We start from the raw sequence: 18493 nt of genomic DNA on the forward strand, positions 1-18493 counted from the left end.
TATCAAGGTAAGGCTGTGTAATGACCGAAGACCAACTGGAACAGGAAACCCTCGGCTGGCTCTGCGAGCAGGGTTACACTCATCTCTACGGCCCGGATATCGCCCACGACGGTGATAACCCGGAGCGCGCCAGCTATCGCGATGTGTTACTGACCATGCGCCTGCGTCAGGCGATTGCCCGGCTCAATCCCAAGGTGCCGCTGGCCGCACGTGAGGATGCGTTGCGTCAGGTGCTGGAGCTGGGGATGCCTGTGCAGTTGGCGGCCAACCGTCTGTTCCATCGCTTGCTGGTCAGTGGTGTGTCGGTGCTGTACCAGGTTGACGGCGAGACACGCGGCGATTTCGTACGGCTGATCGACTGGGCGGATGTTCAGGCCAACGAGTGGCTGGCGGTCAATCAGTTCAGCATTCAGGGGCCGAAGCACACACGCCGGCCGGACATCATCCTGTTCGTCAACGGCCTGCCGCTGGTGTTTCTGGAGCTAAAGAACCCGGCGGATGTGAATGCCGACCTGGTCAAAGCGTTCGACCAGCTCCAGACCTACAAGGAGCAGATTCCGGACGTCTTTCATTACAACGAGATTCTGGTGATCAGTGATGGCAGCGAGGCGCGCATGGGCTCGCTGTCTGCGGATATCGAGCGCTTCGCCCGCTGGCGCACCATCGATGGGGCTACGGTCGATCCGCTGGGTGAGTTCAACGAGCTTGAGACGCTAGTTCGTGGGGTGTTGCAGCCGGCGCTTTTGCTGGATTATCTGCGTTACTTCGTGCTGTTCGAGGACGATGGCCGGTTGGTGAAGAAGATTGCCGGCTATCACCAGTTCCATGCCGTGCGTGCGGCGATCCAGCAGGTGGTCAGCGCCTCGCGCCCCGGCGGCACGCACAAGGGCGGTGTGGTCTGGCATACCCAGGGCTCGGGCAAGAGCATCACCATGACCTGCTTCGCCGCCCGAGTGATGCAGGAAGCGGCGATGGAGAACCCGACCATCGTAGTGGTCACCGACCGCAACGACCTGGATGGCCAACTGTTCGGCGTGTTCTCGCTGTCGCAGGATCTGCTGCGTGAACAACCAGTACAGGCGCTGACCCGCGGTGATCTGCGCGAGAAACTGGTCAACCGACCCAGTGGCGGCATTGTCTTCGCCACCATCCAGAAGTTCATGCCGGGCGAGGATGAAGACAGCTTCCCGGTATTGTCCACGCGCTCGAATATCGTGGTGGTGGCCGACGAGGCACACCGCACCCAATACGGCTTCAGTGCTTCGCTGAAGGTGCCGGACTTGAAGGTGGCCGAGGCCAGTGCTCGCTATCAGGTGGGTTATGCCCAGCACCTGCGCGACGCTCTGCCTAACGCTACCTTTGTGGCGTTTACCGGTACGCCGGTGTCCAGCGAAGATCGTGATACCCGTGCGGTGTTCGGCGACTACATCCACGTCTACGACATGCAGCAGGCCAAGGAAGATGGCGCCACCGTGTCCATCTACTATGAGTCGCGGCTGGCCAAGCTGTCTCTCAAAGACTCGGAGCTGGCGCATATCGACGACGAGGTCGACGAGCTGGCCGAGGATGAGGAGGAGGATCAGCAGTCACGCTTGAAGTCGCGCTGGGCCGCATTGGAAAAAATCGTGGGGGCCGAGCCGCGTATCAAGAGCGTGGCGGCCGATTTGGTGGCGCACTTCGAGGAACGCAACCAGGCGCAAAACGGCAAGGCCATGGTGGTGGCCATGAGTCGTGAGATTTGCGTGCACCTGTACAACGAGATCATCGCCCTGCGCCCCGAATGTCACGATGAGGATCCGGATAAGGGCGCGGTGAAGATCGTCATGACCGGTAGCGCATCGGACAAGGCACTGCTGCGCCCGCATATTTACCCAGGGCAGGTGAAGAAGCGCCTGGAGAAGCGTTTCAAGGACCCTGCCGATCCGCTGCAATTGGTGATCGTCCGCGACATGTGGCTGACCGGTTTCGATGCTCCCTGCGTGCATACCCTGTACGTCGACAAGCCGATGAAGGGCCATAACCTGATGCAGGCCATCGCCCGGGTGAACCGGGTGTTCAAGGACAAGCAGGGCGGCCTGGTAGTGGATTACATCGGCATTGCCAACGAACTGAAGGTGGCCCTCAAGGAGTACACCGCCAGCAAGGGCAGGGGGCGGCCCACCGTCGATGCCCATGAAGCCTATGCGGTGCTGGAGGAAAAGCTCGATGTGCTACGTAGCCTGCTGTATGGCTTCGATTACGGAGACTTCCTGACTGGCGGACACAAGCTGCTGGCCGGTGCCGCCAACCATGTGCTGGGGCTGGAGGACGGAAAGAAGCGATTTGCCGACAATGCTCTGGCCATGAGCAAGGCGTTTACCTTGTGCTGCACCCTGGACGAGGCCAAAGCCGTTCGGGAGGAGGTGGCTTTCCTACAGGCCATCAAGGTGCTGCTGATCAAGCGTGACATCAGCGCCCAAAAGAAAACCGACGAAGAACGTGAGCTGGCGATCCGCCAGATCATCGGCAATGCTGTAGTCTCCGGCGAGGTGGTGGATGTGTTCGAGGCGGTCGGTCTGGACAAGCCCAATATCGGCCTGCTCGATGATGAGTTCCTTGCCGAGGTGTGCAACCTACCGGAGAAAAACCTGGCGGTTGAGCTACTGGAGCGCCTGCTGGAGGGGGAGATCAAGAGCAAGTTCGCCAGCAACTTGGCCCAGGAGAAGAAGTTCTCCGAGCTGCTCGATAGCGTGATCAAGCGCTACCAGAACCGCTCCATCGAGACCGCCCAGGTCATCGAAGAGCTGATCGAGATGGCCAAGAAATTTGCAGCAGCGAGCAAGCGTGGAGATGCACTGGGCCTGAATGATGACGAGTTGGCTTTCTACGATGCGCTGGCCAATAACGAGGCCTCGGTGCGAGAGCTGGGCGATGAGATCCTGGCCAAGATCGCCCATGAGCTGACCGATAGCCTGCGCCAGAACGTGACCGTGGACTGGAGTAATCGTGACAGTGTACGGGCCAAGCTGCGGCTTCTGGTCAAGCGCATCCTGCGTAAATATAAGTATCCGCCGGATCAGCAGGAGGAGGCGGCACAACTAGTGCTGGCGCAGGCTGAGACGCTCTGTGAGGCATGGATGTAGGGCTGGCTGTCGGTATGTACCCACAAATGCCATGACGGTCACCTCATCGCTCGCTCTCCGATCCTCGCCCCACGTCATCCCGCCAAGAGTGCTGAGTGTTATCAGGGATTAAGGCCCCTGCGACCTGTGGGGATGTCCTCTAACGCGGGGCTGGCGACTCCTTGCGACCGGGAGTAAGGGCATCTCATGATCTGGCACCAGACGAACGGTTGTTGGCCGTAATGTCCCGGTTTTCACGGAGCTGGAATTCGGTGGATTTTTTGACATACCTCATAAGGTATCTATAAAAAGATCAGCTACTTATGGCTTTCTGTGGAATCGAATCGGGAATTTTTTGAGCCTGCAAGAGGATGTCTGCTGCTGGCTCCTGTTTCTTCTTCACGTGGAATTCGCGAGCTCAATCATTTCTCCTGGAGATGCAGGTGAACGACTCACTATCTCAACCAGATTTACAATCCCTGCTTGAGGCGATGGCCGATAAGGCAGCCTGGGCGACTTCCAGTCACTCTTTGGATGATGTCGCGAAGGATAACGCTGAGCTTGTCGCCGAACTCGCAAACTTTGAGCGGGTAGGCACAGTGGCTTTGCTAGCTAGTCTGCTAACCCTTCCTGCACATCAGCCAGAATGTTTACGACTGGAGTTACTGGTTGCACTTGCCCTCATCCACTGCCAAGGCCCTCAGGTTGCCACTGTCGACGACGCACGCCGCTGGTATACGTCTATTGGCGCATCGAACAGTGTAGTTGGGGAAGATCCAGCAGAGGATGTGTTCGTCTCAATCGTTGGTAACGTCAAGGGCGATTACCGCATTCTGGAGGGAATTTGGGAGGCCTCAGGCTTTTACACACAGCTGATGGTCGACATTGTTTTCGCTATGCCTGACGAGGGATACTTTATCCCTCTTAAGCGGTCCATCCAGGTGCTTCTACAGCTTTCGGACGTTATTTGCACCAACTCTGGTCTACGTCGGTTTGAGCCGGGTGGTCAAACTAGCTCTGGCTCGCTTGAGACCGATGGCCTTGACGCGAGTGTTCTCCGTACACGTGTCACTTTGACGAAGGGCATGCTACGGTCGGCTGGTATCGCAATTGCTGATCTATCCCCATTTATTCTTGATCATACACAAATCAGTACCCTAGCTAGCCAGACCCCCAGCGCGGGGGTATTGGAGCAGCGTCCGTTGTTTCGTGTAGGTGATGGCCTTGTCGTCGTGCTGCCTACTGCTCTATCCATCGCGCTTCGTCACGCGGTGATAGCGTTCGCAGTGCGGAAGGGAGAGTTGGGCAACCTCGACAGGGCGTTGGCTAGCGTCCATGCGCGCACTTTGTCTCAAATGCCTGCGTTTGGTAGCGGTAAGCGGATGCGGTTGTCCTGGGATAAGGATAAGACAACCCGATCGGCGACCGTCTACTCCTCAGTCGACGTGGGCCACTTCATGGTGCTTCAGTTCGTCCTGCCCTCCATGCAGGAGCACAGCAATGAAGGCTTCAGCAGTATGCTCCGGCTCGATGAGGAAACAGCGAATCTCCTAGACGAACGTGCTGCAAAAGCCGCTGCTGAACTTGCCGGCCACCCCGACTTTCAGCGTGGCATAGTCGTGCGTGTGGGCTGTGGCTGGGGGGCAGGGTTTGTCGGCTCGGTTCCCGAGCTACCTGCAGAATGGCAGTTCGAGTGGATGACTAGCGCAGACTTTTTCCGGTTAGGGTCACTGCCCGATATGTCCGCACTTGCTTTCTGGCGCGTGCAGGACGCCGAAGAATTAATAGCGCGAGCCGGTGTGCGAATAATCAATGTCAACGGCATTCTCAACCTTCTTGGCTGGGCACGCGCCAACGACGGCCATATGGTTCCGCACAATCAACTGCCGGAAGGGCGTATCACCCCAGAGCGCCCTCTGATGCTGACAATCCCAACAGATCTGATTCGTGACGTGCGGATGGCAGCAGACATGGGTTATGACTGGCACCGCATTTGTGACAACAGCGGCAGGTGGCATCGTGTTATGCGGCCGTCAGCGGCTGACTTCTTCCCAACCGAACGCGAAAGCAGGTGCTATGCGTCCATCGATGACCTTGAAGCACATCGGCTAAGTTGTGTGTATGAGGGGCAATACAACCTCTGGGTGATGATTGAAGCACCTAATGCTCAAGATCACATGCTCCTTGCTGAGTTAGCGAAGATGGTACGCACTTGGCTTGGGCGAATTGGCGAGGCGGTTGAAGCCGTTGGTGGGCAGAGACCAAGGAAGTCCGTGAAGGCCTACCTGCACTTTGAAGGCGACTGTGATATTAGTCGATTCCAGGATGAGCAGGTGCCTCTTGACCTAAATACCTTCTGGAGTATCGAGCGTGTCCGTGAACAGGGCGCTATACGGGTTTGTCTGAAAGACGGGTATCTTGCTGGCTTCCAGGCGCCGGACAACCGCGCAGAACGCGCTTTAGTACGCGCCCTTGGCACTGCCTTTGCCACAATTTTGCGTATCGATGCACCGAGCGACCAAGGGCTTGAAATCGAGCGAATAGCGATTCCCAATAACGTCGCCCGTAGCTTCCATATTATGAAAACGTTCGACTTCAGTGACCGTGTAAGTGGTTCCTTGAGTCGACACCTTCTGACTGTTGAGAACACCGAGTCAGGTGCGGCCAGAGTTGGGCTAGGCTGGCGTTCGGTTGCTGCCGATGCTCCGGCCCAATACCAGGGTAAGAAGGCGGTCGGCAAGCTCCTCATCGACGTTGTAGATGTGCTCCTTCATGATATGCAGGAAGAACTTTCTAGATTTGATCGTCTGAAAACCCTCAACCGCCTGCTTGAGAACTGCGAAAGGGCACGAAGCGAAGAAAATCATTGGCATCGGACGGCCGCTGCCGTCCTCGCGCTGCATGTCGGTGAGGACGGAGTCGAGGATACCATCGCCAAGCAGTTGGGACGTTTTGCCGGTGCGGCACTGACCTCCAGGTTAGTAATCGAACTGGCCATTTGCGCTTGCCCCAATAAGGGGGGGATTGAACCCTCCGACATGGCGCTTGGTCGCCTCCTTGCGCAAGCAGCATTACTTTTTCGCATCGGCGGCATGTCGGACGCTATACGTTTCGGGGCGCTGCCGGCCGAGGTCCAAATATCTCCCTTAGGTGACCTTCTTTTCCGCGACGAGCTTGGAGGGATGGTGCTTGAACCTTTGCTGTCTAAGGCTACTAACGAGCGGTTCGAAGCTCATGCTGCAAGATTCGAGCAGCATTACGCAAAAGCGGAAGACTTCGAAGAAGTGAGTGATGAGGACGAATGTTGTGCCCCGACCACGGTCGCAGATGACACCGAGACCTTTATGGCACTCTGGAAGTCGGAGATGGGGTTTACGCTCGAAGAAGGCCTCCGTTTCGTCCATGCACTCGAGTCAATTGGCATATCGAAACAGACGGCAATTTTCACTATGGAGAGGAGCCAGTTAGATCTTGCGGGTAAGACAGCCGGGCTTGACCATAATGTAACATCCGCTTTTCTCGAACAATTCATTCTGCGAACTCGCCCAAAGTGGGATGAGGTGACCGACGAGTTTGACCTATCTGATATCTACCCTTGGCGCTTTGGTCGACGGCTATCCGTAGTAGCCAGGCCTTTGTTACAGGTGGAGGACAGCCAAGACCCGCTGGTGATCGTATCGCCGGGACAACTGGGTAACTCTCTGCATTATCTCTTTAACGGCGCACATACAGGGCGACTCAAACGAGAGTTTTTCCGGACTGCCCGGATGAGAGATGAATGGCTGGGGGAAGCTCGCGAGGGGCACACTTTCGAAAAAATATTGGAAAAAAAACTGCTAGACGCAGGATGGAATGTTCGGCGCGGCATTAGCTTCCCTGAGATACTGAGGAGGAACCTGACGACAAATCCAGGCGATATTGATCTGCTAGCTTGGCGCCCGGATCGTAACCAAGTGCTTATAGTCGAATGCAAGGACCTTTCACTCGCTCGTAACTACTCAGAAGTCGCTTCCCAGCTCTCCGAATATCAGGGTGAAGACATTAAGGGCAAACCGGACAAGCTCAAAAGGCATCTGAATCGTGTTGCACTAGCGCGAGAGAATCTTCCTGACCTGGCACGATTCGCATCAGTCAAAGATCTCGAACTGGTGTCCTGGCTCGTTTTCAGCGGGGTATCCCCTGTCGCCTACGCACAGTCGCAGATCGCTGCACTGCAAGGTACGTATGTCGGGCGGCCAGAGGATCTTTTGAAATACTGACCGAAGGAAACGGGAGTGTCCGCTCTGGGGCCGGTAGCGGACAGTCTCGTTGGGGGGGCTTTCGACCCGTAGCGGTCAGTCCGGAGATACGTACTAAGTCATGCCTTCTCCCATGAACGGTGTCTACTGCTTCAAACAGACCACTAGTTAAAAAACATGATGCGTTGGCACACAAGGAATCCTTCATGAATCGTCAAAGTAGTCCTAATGAACTCAAGACAATTCTGCATACGCTGATATATACTTACAGTCCAGCTATAGACGACTTAATGATTAAGACAAATGGGACGTCTTATTTCGCGCATTTTTTAGAGCCAGACATAAATTCTATACAGTCCTTACACCAAGAGGATCAGTTCAATGAAATGATCAAGGTTTACTTGATAGGGATTCTTGAACGATGCCACCTGACGTGCATTACATCACTAGCGCGAACCAATAATTGGCTAAAATCTTCACTCTCACAATTAGAAAGCAATAACTTATTAGGCTTTTCCGCTTCGCTACGCGGTCTGCTGGAAGCCACAGCTGATGCTCATGATGCAACATTAATCACGCTTAAATACTTATATAACTGCTTTCCGTTTATATATCTCCGCACAGCCAAATCAAACACCTCGGCAAAGCCTATAGTTCTGGAGGAGCTGGAGGACAGGCTTATCCATTACACATATGCACGCAAACACCCTAAAGGTTCAACTCCTCTTCCACATCACACGAATAAATCTAATGCTGACTATATTAGGGCTATAGAACAGCATGGCGCCACTGGAGCAATGCAACTATATAGCAAGCTTTGCGAGCTTACACACCCAGCCTCACCCTCTATAAGCTGCTTCCTTCAGCAGTCAGACAAACATATTTCACTGGATTTTTCGCAGGAAAAACAAATAATCAGTGGATTATTAAGTGAGTATTCGCTCACGATAGAACGAATAGCTACGCTTACCATTAATTCGGCGCTTACGTCACTTATCATACTAAAAAAGATGTATCTCAGAACGCCAGCGCCCGCAGAAAGTTCTTTTTCTTATAGTGCGGATATATCAAAAATTCTTGGGCGTATCAATGATTTCATTGATAAATCAAATTGTGATGATTTTGTTTTTGCAGAGAACATGTGGCACACAAATCCAACTCGGATATAGTTTTGATACCGTATTTTACATTTATTGTAAGGCCTCAGCGCCGGCTGCTATGGGGCGATTGTGCGGTCGTGACTATTGAAGTCAGGCCGTCGTTCAACACTTGAAGACCCATGGCTTTTCTAAACGACGCGCTAGGAGCCGCACCGTCAGCAGGTAGTAGTACCTAGTAGCGCGCATCGCCCAGCTAGTCGGTGCTCAAGAAACCAAGTCACATGTTTTCTCCGCCAAGCCCAAGGTGTGTCCAGTTGCCAGCGTTCAAATATCTCGACTTGGATGAGCTTTGCTTGCCGTAGATGGCGCTGCCTGTGGCTCGCGCCAACAATACGATCGCGGCGGCCCGTCTCTGGTCACGACTGCAAAGTGCATCGACGATCTGCTCAACCTGTTTGCGATCCTGGCCCTGAGGGATTGCGTGACGAACCCCGCTGCGCTGCATACCCAATGCCTTGCTCGGACTTAGCAATTTGACGCACTGATCACCGCGAAGCGCCGCCATGGTCCTGTTAACGCTGGAGAGCCGGTTTTGTGCGGTGCTGACGGCGAGGTCACCGCGTCCAACGACGTCGCGCAGATACGCCGCATAGCCGGCCAACACCTTTCGATCAATCTGCCGCGCATCATTGAGACCGGGCCCCTGTTCGGAGCGGCACCACTTCACGAATGCCTGCCACCGATCACTGTGAGCTTTGACCGTGCCGTAGTGACGCCGCCGAACATGTCTTTCAGCGCCTGCGGTCCTGCGTAGCTCAACTGCCTGCCGTAGCCGAAGTTGCGGCCATCGCGTCTACCCACCAATGCCATATCAGCCACCTCATCTACCGTTCTCCGATCCTCGCCCCACGTCATCCCGCCAAGAATGCTGAGTGTTATCAGGGATCAAGGCCCCTGCGACCTGTGGGGAATGTCCTCTAGCGCGGGACTGGCGGCTCCTTACGACCGGGAGCAAGGGCATCTCATGATCTGGCCTCCTGAGCACCGTTACCGGTGGGCGGGTGGAGGCTGCATTGGCTGACGAGACCAGTGCCGCGAGATCTTGAGCCATGTGCAAGCAGCGATGCGATGACCGGGGCATGCCTGACTGTCAGTCAGGTGCAGTCCATTCCCTGGTCTGCGGCACCATCATCTACAGCGCTGTTGCTGGTGACTTCGGCATTTGTCACGCCGATTGTCACGAGTGGAGTTGCCGCAAAGCCTTGTGCGATCAGGGCTGCAGCAGTGTTAGAAGCGCCCGTCTCTTTCCAGGAGAAAGAGACGGGCGCAGGTTGGCGCAAGATTCGGCCAAGCGGATAGGTTGCTGCAGGGCAGCGAAGTAGGAGGTGTTGTCTGGCGCACGAGGGCCAAGATGTGAAGTAGGCATCCATCACCGGGGAGGTGACCGGGCGAGCTGCCGGATGCGAATCGCCATTTGGGGGGAGAACCACCGCGAGAACGGCGTGACCTTCAAGGTTCGGGTCACCTGGGTTGCTGTCATCGACAGCGCTTGCACGGCCAGTTCTACGCCTGTGGATAAACCCGGTCAAGGGTCGAAATTCAGCGCCACTTTGGACTTTAAGAGCGGTTATCCACCGGTGGAATTCTGTGGTAAATCCTGGACAACGTGTTCGCTTTTAGCTCTTCAAAGTGAGGTCCTTCCAAACAGGGCGGCTTTGCAGCCCTGTTTGGAAGGACCCGTGCTGAGAAGCGGATAAGCGAGGCTGTTTGCCCCGAATCTTGAACGTTCAGTTGTTGCTGCTGCCGTTCTTGCGCCGTACAGAGCTAGCGGATCGGCACCACGTTCTTGTCTCTGACTTGGCCGTACGCTGAGGCGAGCAGGCTGCCGGTGGCGGCTTTCTGGATGTACTCACTCCACCAAGCCATCATTGGGCGCCGGCGCTCGATGTAGTCGGCTCGGTTGTAGGCGCTGCGCACCTCATCCTTGTCGACGTGCGCCAGTGCCACTTCGATGAGCTCCGGGTCCCACCCATGTTCATTCAAGATGGTGCTGGCCATCGAGCGCATACCGTGGCTGACTAACCGATCCTGGAACCCCATACGTTTCAACGCCATGTTGGCAGTCTGACTATTGGCGTGGGTGCGCGGATTTCTATCGGCCGGGAAGACGTATTCTCGATGGCCGCTGTGAGTTTTCAGTGACTCCAACAGTGCGACCGCGTGATCACTCAACGGAATGCTGTGTGGGCGGCGCTTCTTCATCCGCTCCGGTGGGATAGTCCAGACACGCCTTTCAAAGTCGATGTCAGCCCAGCGAGTAGTCGCTGCTTCTGCCGGGCGCGTCATGATGTGCAACTGCCATTCGATCAGGCAGCGGGTGGTCCGTTTGATACTGGCGTTCGCGATCTCCAGCATGAGCTCGGGGAGTTCTTCGGGCGGAAGCGCAGCCATATTCTCTTTCTTGGGCTTCTTGAATACTGCCCTGATGCCGCTGAGCGGATTGGCGAAGATCAGGCCGGAGTTTACGCCGTAGGTCATGATCTCGTTTAGCCGCTGGCTAAGACGTTTGACCGTCTCCAGGCTGCCTTTCGCTTCGATTGGACGAAGCAATGCGATCACCATCGGCGCGGTGATTTTCGTCAGTGGGGTTGTCTTCAAATCGGGGAACACGTGCAGCGTAAGCGACCGCCAAATGTCCTCGGCGTAGGCCGGGGTAACCGAGTCTTTTTTCAGCTCGAACCAGGCGGTGGCCACATTCTCGAAGGTGTGTTCCGTTTCTGCGCGCTTGGCTTCATTCAACGTATTGCGCTGCACCTTTGGATCGATGCCCTGAGCGAGCAGCTCACGCGCATCGACTGCCATCTTTCGTGCGTTTGCCAATGACAGTTCGGGGTAGGTCCCGAAGCCGATGTTGATGCGCTTCTTGGTCACCGGTTCGCGGTAGTTGAAATTCCACAGCAACGAGCCGTTGCTGCGTACGCGGAGCTGCAAACCATCACCGTCAGTAAGGACGTAATCCTTGGACGCGGGTTTGACTCCCTTGAGCTGTCTATCGGAGAGGCGGAGGTTTTGAGCAGGCATGAGATTGTCCTCAGGCACTGATTCGGTATTCCAAAGATTAGCACCGGGTGAGCTGGAATACCGTCTGGAATACCCGAACGGCTGGAACTCAAAAACTCTCAAAAGACCGCAAAAGCGCTGGAGGCCGCGTATTTGCTGGGTTGCAGGCACAAAAAAAGACGTCCGTGGACGTCTTTTTTTGATCATTTGGTGGAGCCGGGGGGATTTGAACCCCCGTCCGCCAGTACTCCGCTGTCGGTACTACATGCTTAGCCCGTTCTACTGAGTTAACCCGCGGCCGCCCGAGGGGCAGGGTGCTTTGGGCGAGTCGTGTAAGTTTTAGCTGCGTCGTCCACGACATACTAGGCAGCGATCCTGTTCTATCTGACAGTCGGTTCGGGTTTACAGGCATCCCCTAGCGACTGCTGGTACCGAAGTAGCCAGAAGCTCAGGTTCTAGTCGTCGCAATTAAGCGGCGATGGCGAAGTCCTGGCCGTAGGTTTCGTCATTGGCAACTATAGAAGTTGCAACAGTGGATTTACGAGTTCTGTTACCAACTCGGCATGCACCTAAAGTTTCGTTACCGGCGTCGAATCCTGATCGGCCCCGTACCTGCAGCCATTGGCGGCAGGTCTGTGAAGCATACGCCCCTCGGCCAGAAAAGTCGACCGTTGAGCGCACCGTCGTGGCTCAGTTGCCTGCCGCGCCGCCTTTCTTGGTGTAGTTGTCCAGCTGGGTCAGGATTTTCCCGGTGCTGGCGATGCAGGCCTTGGTGTCGCCGCGGGCCTGGTCGGCTTTGGCGCCGTCGATCTGGCCGCGCAGGGTTTTTTCCAGGGCTGGGTTGGTGGCGGTGTTGGTGGTCATGGTGTCGTTGATTTTCTGCAGGTTCGCGGCGCACAGGTCGTCGGCGGCGAAGGCAGGCGCGGCCACAACGGTGGCGGCGCAAAGGGCGAAGGCGGAAAGAAGGGTACGGGTCATGGGCATTTCTCCTTTGAAGGATAAGTACGCTCATTGGCCAATGCCAAGGCGCCAAGGTTCGCCCGCGCGGTTGGGCTTACTTCATGGACTGCGCGAATTGCCGAGAGGTTCTATTTTTTGTGTACGAATTAACACGACAAGGTTTCAGCTGATCGCCGCGTGTTCGCCCTCTTTTAGCGCAACAAGCTCCATATCGGCATGCACCGGCTTGGGGCGTGTTACGCGTTCAACCAGGTACACCAGGCTGTGGTAATCGAGCCCGCTGTGCTCGCTGAGGCCGATCTCGCAGGTGCGGCTGGTGGAGATGCCTTCGTTGCAATGCTGCACCGCGTTCTTGAGTGAGCGCAGCGCGTGGGCATTGAGCTCTGGTTGTGTAAAGCCTTTGTCGCCGGCGAAGCCGCAGCAGTGAATGCCTTCCGGCACCACCACTTCGCGGCTGCAGCGTCGGGCGATGTCTAGCAGGGCCTGGCTCTGGCCCAGATGCTGGGTGCTGCAGGTCACGTGCACCGCCACGGGTGCTTGTTGGGGTGTGAAGTCCAGTTTGTCGAGCAGGTGGCTGTGGATAAACCGCACCGGGTCGTACAGGTTCAAGCGTGTGGCGGATAGGTTATCCACCAGCCGCAGCGTGCACGGGCTGGTGTCGCAGTACACCGGGTCCAGCCCGCCTCGGCTGGCTTTCAACAGGGCGCAGATCAGTGCCTGGCGCTTGGCTTCGCCTTGGTCCGGGTAGCCTTTGGAGGCGAACGGCTGACCGCAGCACAGGGCGTCCAGGCCTTCCGGGAATACCACTTGGTACCCGGCTTTTTCCAGCAACTGGCGGGTTTTGTCGATCAGGGGCATTTGCTCGGCATCGCTGCTCGCCGGGCCCATTGCGCGGGAAACGCACGCCGCGAGGTACACGACCCTGGGGCGAGCATCGGCGCTGGGTGCGGCGAAGTGAACCGGCGCCTGCGCTTGCGGCAATGCGGCGGGCCAGTGGGGCACGGCTTGGCTCACTCGGCGTAAACCGGCGGCATAGCGGGCCATGCGCGGCGCGCCCAGCAGCCGTTGAGCGCCATTGGCGAGGCGCAAGCCAGCACGGCCGCCGGCCAGTAGCGTGGCGAAATGCTCGGCGGCCCAGCTGGCCGTGCGGCCATGTTCTGCATTGTTAGTGCGTAGCTTTTTAATCAAGTCGCCGGTGTTGATGCCCACCGGGCAGCGTTCGGCGCACAGCCCGGTGGCGGCGCAGGTGTCGATGCCGTGGTATTGGAATTGATGCTCCAGCGCTGTGGTGTTCTGCCCGTCGCGCCGGCGTGCCTGAATGTCTCGCCACATCACGATGCGTTGGCGCGGGCTGAGGGTAAGCCCGCGGGAAGGGCACACCGGTTCGCAGAAGCCGCACTCGATGCATTTATCCACAAGCGCGTCGGCGGCGGGCATGGGCTTGAGGTGCTTGAGGTGGATGTGCGGGTCTTCGCTGAGCACCACGTCGGGGTTGAGAATGCCGTGGGGGTCCAGTAGGCGCTTGAGCGCCCACATCAATTGGTAGGCCTGGGTGCCCCATTCCAGCTCCACGAACGGCGCCATGTTGCGGCCGGTGCCGTGCTCGGCCTTGAGCGAGCCGCCGAATTCCACTGCCACCAGTTGGGCGACGTCTGCCATCAGGGCTTCGTAGCGGGCAATTTCCTCAGGATTGTTGAAGCCTTGGGTGAACACAAAGTGCAGGTTGCCTTCCAGTGCGTGGCCGAACAGGATCGCTTCGTCGTAGCGGTGTTTTTCCAGCAGCGCCAGCAAGCGGTTCACGCCTTCGGCCAAGCGCTCCAGCGGGAAGGTTACATCCTCGATGATCACCGTGGTGCCGGTTTCACGCACCGCGCCCACGGCCGGGAAGGTGCCTTTGCGAATGGCCCACAGGCGGGCGTTTTCCGTAGGGTCTGTGGTGAAGGCGATGCGCTGCTCCACTTCGAACGAGGCGAGGGTGGCGACCACCTGCGCCACCTGCGTTTGCAATGTTTCAGGGGTGCCGGCCGCGCTTTCGATCAGCAGGGCGCACGTGCCTGGGGATAAGTGCTGCACGAACGCCGGCATGCCGGGCTTGTGTTGCACCGAGCGCAGGCTGCGGCGGTCGAGCAATTCCACGGCGGCGACCGGTTGGCTGCGCAACGCGGTGACGGCGCGGCAGCATTCTTCCACGGAGGGGAACACTACTAGCGCGGTGGCCTTGTGGGGCAGGTCCACTACCGTGTTGTAGGTCACCGAGCTGATAAAGCCCAGGGTGCCTTCGGAACCCACCAGTAAATGGCTGAGGATATCCAGAGGGTCGGTGTAATCCACAAGCGCGTTGAGGCTCAGGCCGGTGGTGTTCTTCAGCCGGTACTTATGACGGATGCGCGTGGCGAGCGCTTCGTCCGCGCGTACCTCTTCACCCAATTGCTCTAGCGTGGCGAGCAAATCCGCATGGCTTTCTCTGAACTGCGTAACGCTGTCCGGGTTTTCGGTATCCACGCAGGTGCCGTCCGCCAGCACCAGGCGCAGGCCGGCGAGGGTGTGGTAAGTGTTTTGCGCGGTGCCGCAGCACATGCCGCTGGCGTTGTTGGCCACGATGCCGCCGATCTTGCAGGCATTGATAGACGCTGGGTCCGGCCCCAGCTTGCGGCCATAAGGTTTGAGCCAGGCGTTGGCCTGGGCGCCGATTACGCCCGGTTGCAGGCGGATCTGCTCGCCCTGGTTGCGGATGTCGCGGCCGTTCCAGAGGTCACCCAGCACCAGCAACACCGAGTCGCTGATTGCCTGGCCGGAGAGGCTGGTGCCAGCGGCGCGGAAGGTCACTGCAACCTTGTCGGCCGCAGCGGCCTTGAGCAGGCTGATCACTTCCGCTTCGGCTTCCACCCGTATCACCAGCTTGGGCAGCAGCCGATAAAAGCTGGCGTCGGTGCCGTAGGCGAGCGTTGCCATCGGGTCGTCGAACCGTCGCTCGGCGGGGATCAACGCCTGTGCATGGGCGAGGAAGCGGGCGGGCAGGGTCATGCGTCCTCCAAAATCAGCACCACAAGGTCCTTCGGCCCGTGGGCGCCGTACGCCAGTACCTGTTCGATGTCGGCGGTTTTCGACGGCCCGGACACCAGCAAGGCATTGGTGGGCATGCCGCCGGCCCAGTTGAACCGCTGCATCACTTCATAGAAGTTGCTGTGGATCTCACTGGCCTTCAGCAACGCGAAGTGCACCGGCGGCACCAGGCTCATCAACCGGGGTTCGTCGGCGGTGGGCCAGAGGATCAAGCTACCGGTTGCCGCAATGGCGCCCAGGGTGCCGGTAAGGCTGGCCGGTGTGTCGTCGAACAGCTCGCTTTTCCACGCCTCAATCGGGCGGTCGTACGCTTTGGTCTGCGGCGCTTGCGTGTCGCCTTCCCACGCGCTGAGCAGTTGCTCGCCATAGGGCGTGCGCGGTGCGATCAGCAGGCTGTCCAGTTGGCGGTCGCGCAACAGCTGCGCTAATAAGGTGGGCCATTGCGCTGCGGTGCTGAGGTGGACTTCGGTGTGCACCGTTTCCATCAACTGCCGCAGCCGGCCGATGCGTTCCTCCGGCGGGTAGGACCAAGGCGCGGTGACCAAGGCCTCGTCGAAGTTATCCACAATCGGCGTGGTGCCTTGCAGGCTCGCCCGCAGTTTTCCAAGGATGTTTTCACGGGCGCTCATGGCGTGGTTTTCCCTTTGGCGAGGTGCTCGGCGGCCAGCTCATGCAGCGAGCGGGGCGCCGGTTGGGGCGCGCTGTGGTTCTGGGTCCATGGGCCGATGTTCGCCGGGGTGAGCTTGCGCAAGCGCGTGGCCATTTTCAGGAGCGCGCGATACAGCGCGGGCGAACTGTTCAGCCGGGCCCAGGCATTCCAGGCGAGGCGTTCCTTGCGGGAGTATTTGCTGCCTTGGCCGCGCAGTAGTGGCGTGTCGCTGGGTGGCTTCACGTTTTCCTCGCGCAGCCGTCGCAGCAGGGCGGGGATCGGGATTTTTACCGGGCACACTTCGCCGCAGGCGCCGCACAGGGAGGAGGCGCTGGGGTGATCTGGCACCGCCGCCAGGCCGACCATGTGCGGGGTGATGATCTTGCCGATGGGGCCGGGGTACACCTGGCCATAGGTGTGGCCACCCACCCGTGTGTACACCGGGCAGTGGTTCATGCAAGCGCCGCAGCGGATGCAGTTCAGCGTCTGGCGCAGTTCGCTGTCGGCAAAGGCCTGGCTGCGGCCGTTGTCCAGCAACACCAGGTGCACCTCGCGCGGGCCATCGAGCTCATGGGCCTTGCGCGGGCTGGAGATCATGTTCACGTAGGTGGTGATGGGAATGCCCAGCGCCGAGCGCGTGAGCAACGACAGTAACGGCACCACGTCGCGCAGGTTTTCCACCACCTTTTCGATACCGGTCACGGCAATGTGCACAGGCGGCACGCTGGTGACCATACGGCCATTGCCTTCGTTTTCTACCAGCAGCAAGGTGCCAGTTTCGGCGACCGCGAAGTTCACGCCGGACACGCCAATGTCCGCTTCGAAGAACTTCTGCCGCAACACGCGGCGGCCGATCTGGATCAGCGCGTCCACGTCCCGGGTGTATTCCACCCCCAGTTTGCTCTCAAACAGCGACGCCACCTGCCCGGCGTTCTTATGGATGGCCGGCATGATGATGTGGGAAGGCTTTTCGTGGTCCAGCTGCACGATGAACTCGCCCATGTCGGCTTCCAGGCATTCGATGCCCTTGGCGGCCAGCACGTCGTTCATTTCCATTTCTTCGCTGACCATGGACTTGCCCTTGATCACCTGCCGCGCCTCATGCTTCGCCACAATGCCGAGCACAATCTCGTTGGCTTGCTCGATGGTTTCGGCCCAGTGCACCTGAATGCCTTGGCGGGTGAGGTTGCGTTCCAGGGTTTCCAGCAGGTCGGGCAATTTGGAAAGCGCCCGCGCGCGAATCGCATTGCCCAATACGCGCAGTTCCTCGCGTTCATCGGCATCGGCAAACGCCAGGGCGCGTTTGGTCATCAACGAATCCATGGCGGTGCGGAAGTTGCCGCGCAATTGGCTGTCGCCTAATGCAGTGTGGGCGCGCTCGCGGAAGGTGGTAGGAATTTCCAAGGCGGGAATGCGGGTTTGGCTGTTCATTGGCCACCTCCGGTGCGCTGCCACAGAAAGCTCGCCAGGTGCTGGCCCCGTAGCGGTTGGCGCTGTTTTTCCAAGGCGCCGTTGATGTTCATCAGGCAGCCACAGTCGGCGGTGATCACTTCATCCGCGCCGGAATCGATAAGGTTGCGGGTTTTATCTTCCACCATGGCGCCGGAGATGTCCGGCATGCGTACGCTGAAGGTGCCGCCGAAGCCGCAGCATTCGCTTTCATGGCTGTGGTCCACGCGCTCTACCTGCGCCAGTTGGTCAAGGAGGGCGCGGCCGTGCACATGGGTGTTCATTTCCCGCCGCGCCGAGCAGGACGTATGCAATGCCACCTTGATGGGCGAGCCTTGATCGCGAAGCTCAACCTGGCACACATGCAGCAGAAACTCCGCCAGCTCGTAGGTGCGCGCGGCGAGGGCTTGCGCCTGGGCCAGCCGCGCCGGGTCGTCTTGGAATAGCGCGCTGTAATGCTCGCGGAACATCCCAGCGCACGAGCCTGACGGCACCACCACGGGCCACGGCTGCTTGAACAATTCCAGCTGGGCAGCGGCGACCGTGCGGGCCTGGTCGGTGTAGCCGCTGGTGTAGGCGGGCTGGCCGCAGCAGCTTTGGCCCTGTGGATAATCCACGGCAATGCCTTCGCGTTCCAGCAAGCGGATCGCGTCCAGCCCGGCGTGAGGGAAGAACACGTCCACCACACAAGTGCCGAACAGGTATACCCGCGCAGGCTTGCTCGCCGGGTACTCACGCGCCTTTGGAATAGGCGCGGCGAGGCGGGTAGCGTTCGGGGCCGCGTTGTAAAAAAGCTCGCTCATCAGGCAGGTTCTCCACAATGGCCCGGCTTCTTTATTGCCATGGTCGGGCTCGGTCGCCACGCCGGGGTGT

9 protein-coding genes, 1 other RNA gene and 2 pseudogenes are annotated in these 18493 nt (G+C 58.4%); 3 read left to right on the forward strand and 9 right to left on the reverse strand.

What is annotated here, in order from left to right:
- Window positions 1–20: 20 nt before the first annotated feature.
- The 3 genes from AC3Z8Y_RS02665 to AC3Z8Y_RS02675 all read left to right on the forward strand — a co-directional run bounded on the left by AC3Z8Y_RS02665 (window position 21) and on the right by AC3Z8Y_RS02675 (window position 8508).
- Window positions 21–3122 carry a type I restriction endonuclease subunit R gene (locus AC3Z8Y_RS02665; RefSeq protein ID WP_490088350.1) on the forward strand — a complete coding sequence of 1034 codons (3102 nt, stop codon included), beginning with the start codon at window positions 21–23 and terminating at the stop codon, window positions 3120–3122.
- A gap of 422 nt (window positions 3123–3544) precedes the next feature.
- Window positions 3545–7360, forward strand: a complete 3816-nt coding sequence (upx, locus tag AC3Z8Y_RS02670) for an anti-phage protein Upx (RefSeq protein ID WP_490088351.1) — start codon at window positions 3545–3547, stop codon at window positions 7358–7360.
- A gap of 185 nt (window positions 7361–7545) precedes the next feature.
- Window positions 7546–8508, forward strand: coding sequence for a hypothetical protein (locus tag AC3Z8Y_RS02675; RefSeq protein ID WP_490088352.1), 963 nt, complete (start codon window positions 7546–7548; stop codon window positions 8506–8508).
- 93 nt (window positions 8509–8601) lie between these two features.
- On the opposite strand, the pseudogene AC3Z8Y_RS02680 reads toward AC3Z8Y_RS02675, so the two are convergent.
- The 9 genes and pseudogenes from AC3Z8Y_RS02680 to AC3Z8Y_RS02720 form a co-directional block, all read right to left on the reverse strand.
- A pseudogene (locus AC3Z8Y_RS02680) lies at window positions 8602–8831 on the reverse strand (hypothetical protein).
- A pseudogene (locus tag AC3Z8Y_RS02685) lies at window positions 8810–9309 on the reverse strand (integrase domain-containing protein); the annotation flags it as partial. The pseudogenes AC3Z8Y_RS02685 and AC3Z8Y_RS02680, both read right to left, overlap by 22 nt.
- 954 nt (window positions 9310–10263) lie before the next feature.
- Window positions 10264–11520 carry an integrase domain-containing protein gene (locus tag AC3Z8Y_RS02690; RefSeq protein ID WP_490088353.1) on the reverse strand — a complete coding sequence of 419 codons (1257 nt, stop codon included), beginning with the start codon at window positions 11518–11520 and terminating at the stop codon, window positions 10264–10266.
- 187 nt (window positions 11521–11707) lie between these two features.
- Window positions 11708–12107, reverse strand: a transfer-messenger RNA (tmRNA) gene (gene ssrA, locus AC3Z8Y_RS02695).
- 82 nt (window positions 12108–12189) lie between these two features.
- Entirely contained in the window at window positions 12190–12477 is a 288-nt protein-coding gene (locus AC3Z8Y_RS02700; RefSeq protein WP_490088354.1) for a PA2433 domain-containing protein, read from the reverse strand.
- A gap of 144 nt (window positions 12478–12621) precedes the next feature.
- Entirely contained in the window at window positions 12622–15483 is a 2862-nt protein-coding gene (locus AC3Z8Y_RS02705; protein WP_490088355.1) for an FAD-binding and (Fe-S)-binding domain-containing protein, read from the reverse strand.
- Complete coding sequence (locus tag AC3Z8Y_RS02710) at window positions 15480–16151, reverse strand: LutC/YkgG family protein (RefSeq protein WP_490088356.1); 672 nt, start codon at window positions 16149–16151, stop codon at window positions 15480–15482. Before AC3Z8Y_RS02710 ends, AC3Z8Y_RS02705 begins: the two co-directional genes overlap by 4 nt.
- Entirely contained in the window at window positions 16148–17602 is a 1455-nt protein-coding gene (locus tag AC3Z8Y_RS02715; protein ID WP_490088357.1) for a LutB/LldF family L-lactate oxidation iron-sulfur protein, read from the reverse strand. Before AC3Z8Y_RS02715 ends, AC3Z8Y_RS02710 begins: the two co-directional genes overlap by 4 nt.
- Entirely contained in the window at window positions 17599–18423 is an 825-nt protein-coding gene (locus AC3Z8Y_RS02720) for a (Fe-S)-binding protein (RefSeq protein ID WP_490088358.1), read from the reverse strand. The genes AC3Z8Y_RS02715 and AC3Z8Y_RS02720 overlap by 4 nt, the downstream gene beginning before the upstream one ends.
- Window positions 18424–18493: the final 70 nt, after the last annotated feature.

It is taken from the genome of Pseudomonas sp. 3MAES_34.3B (assembly GCF_058145875.1).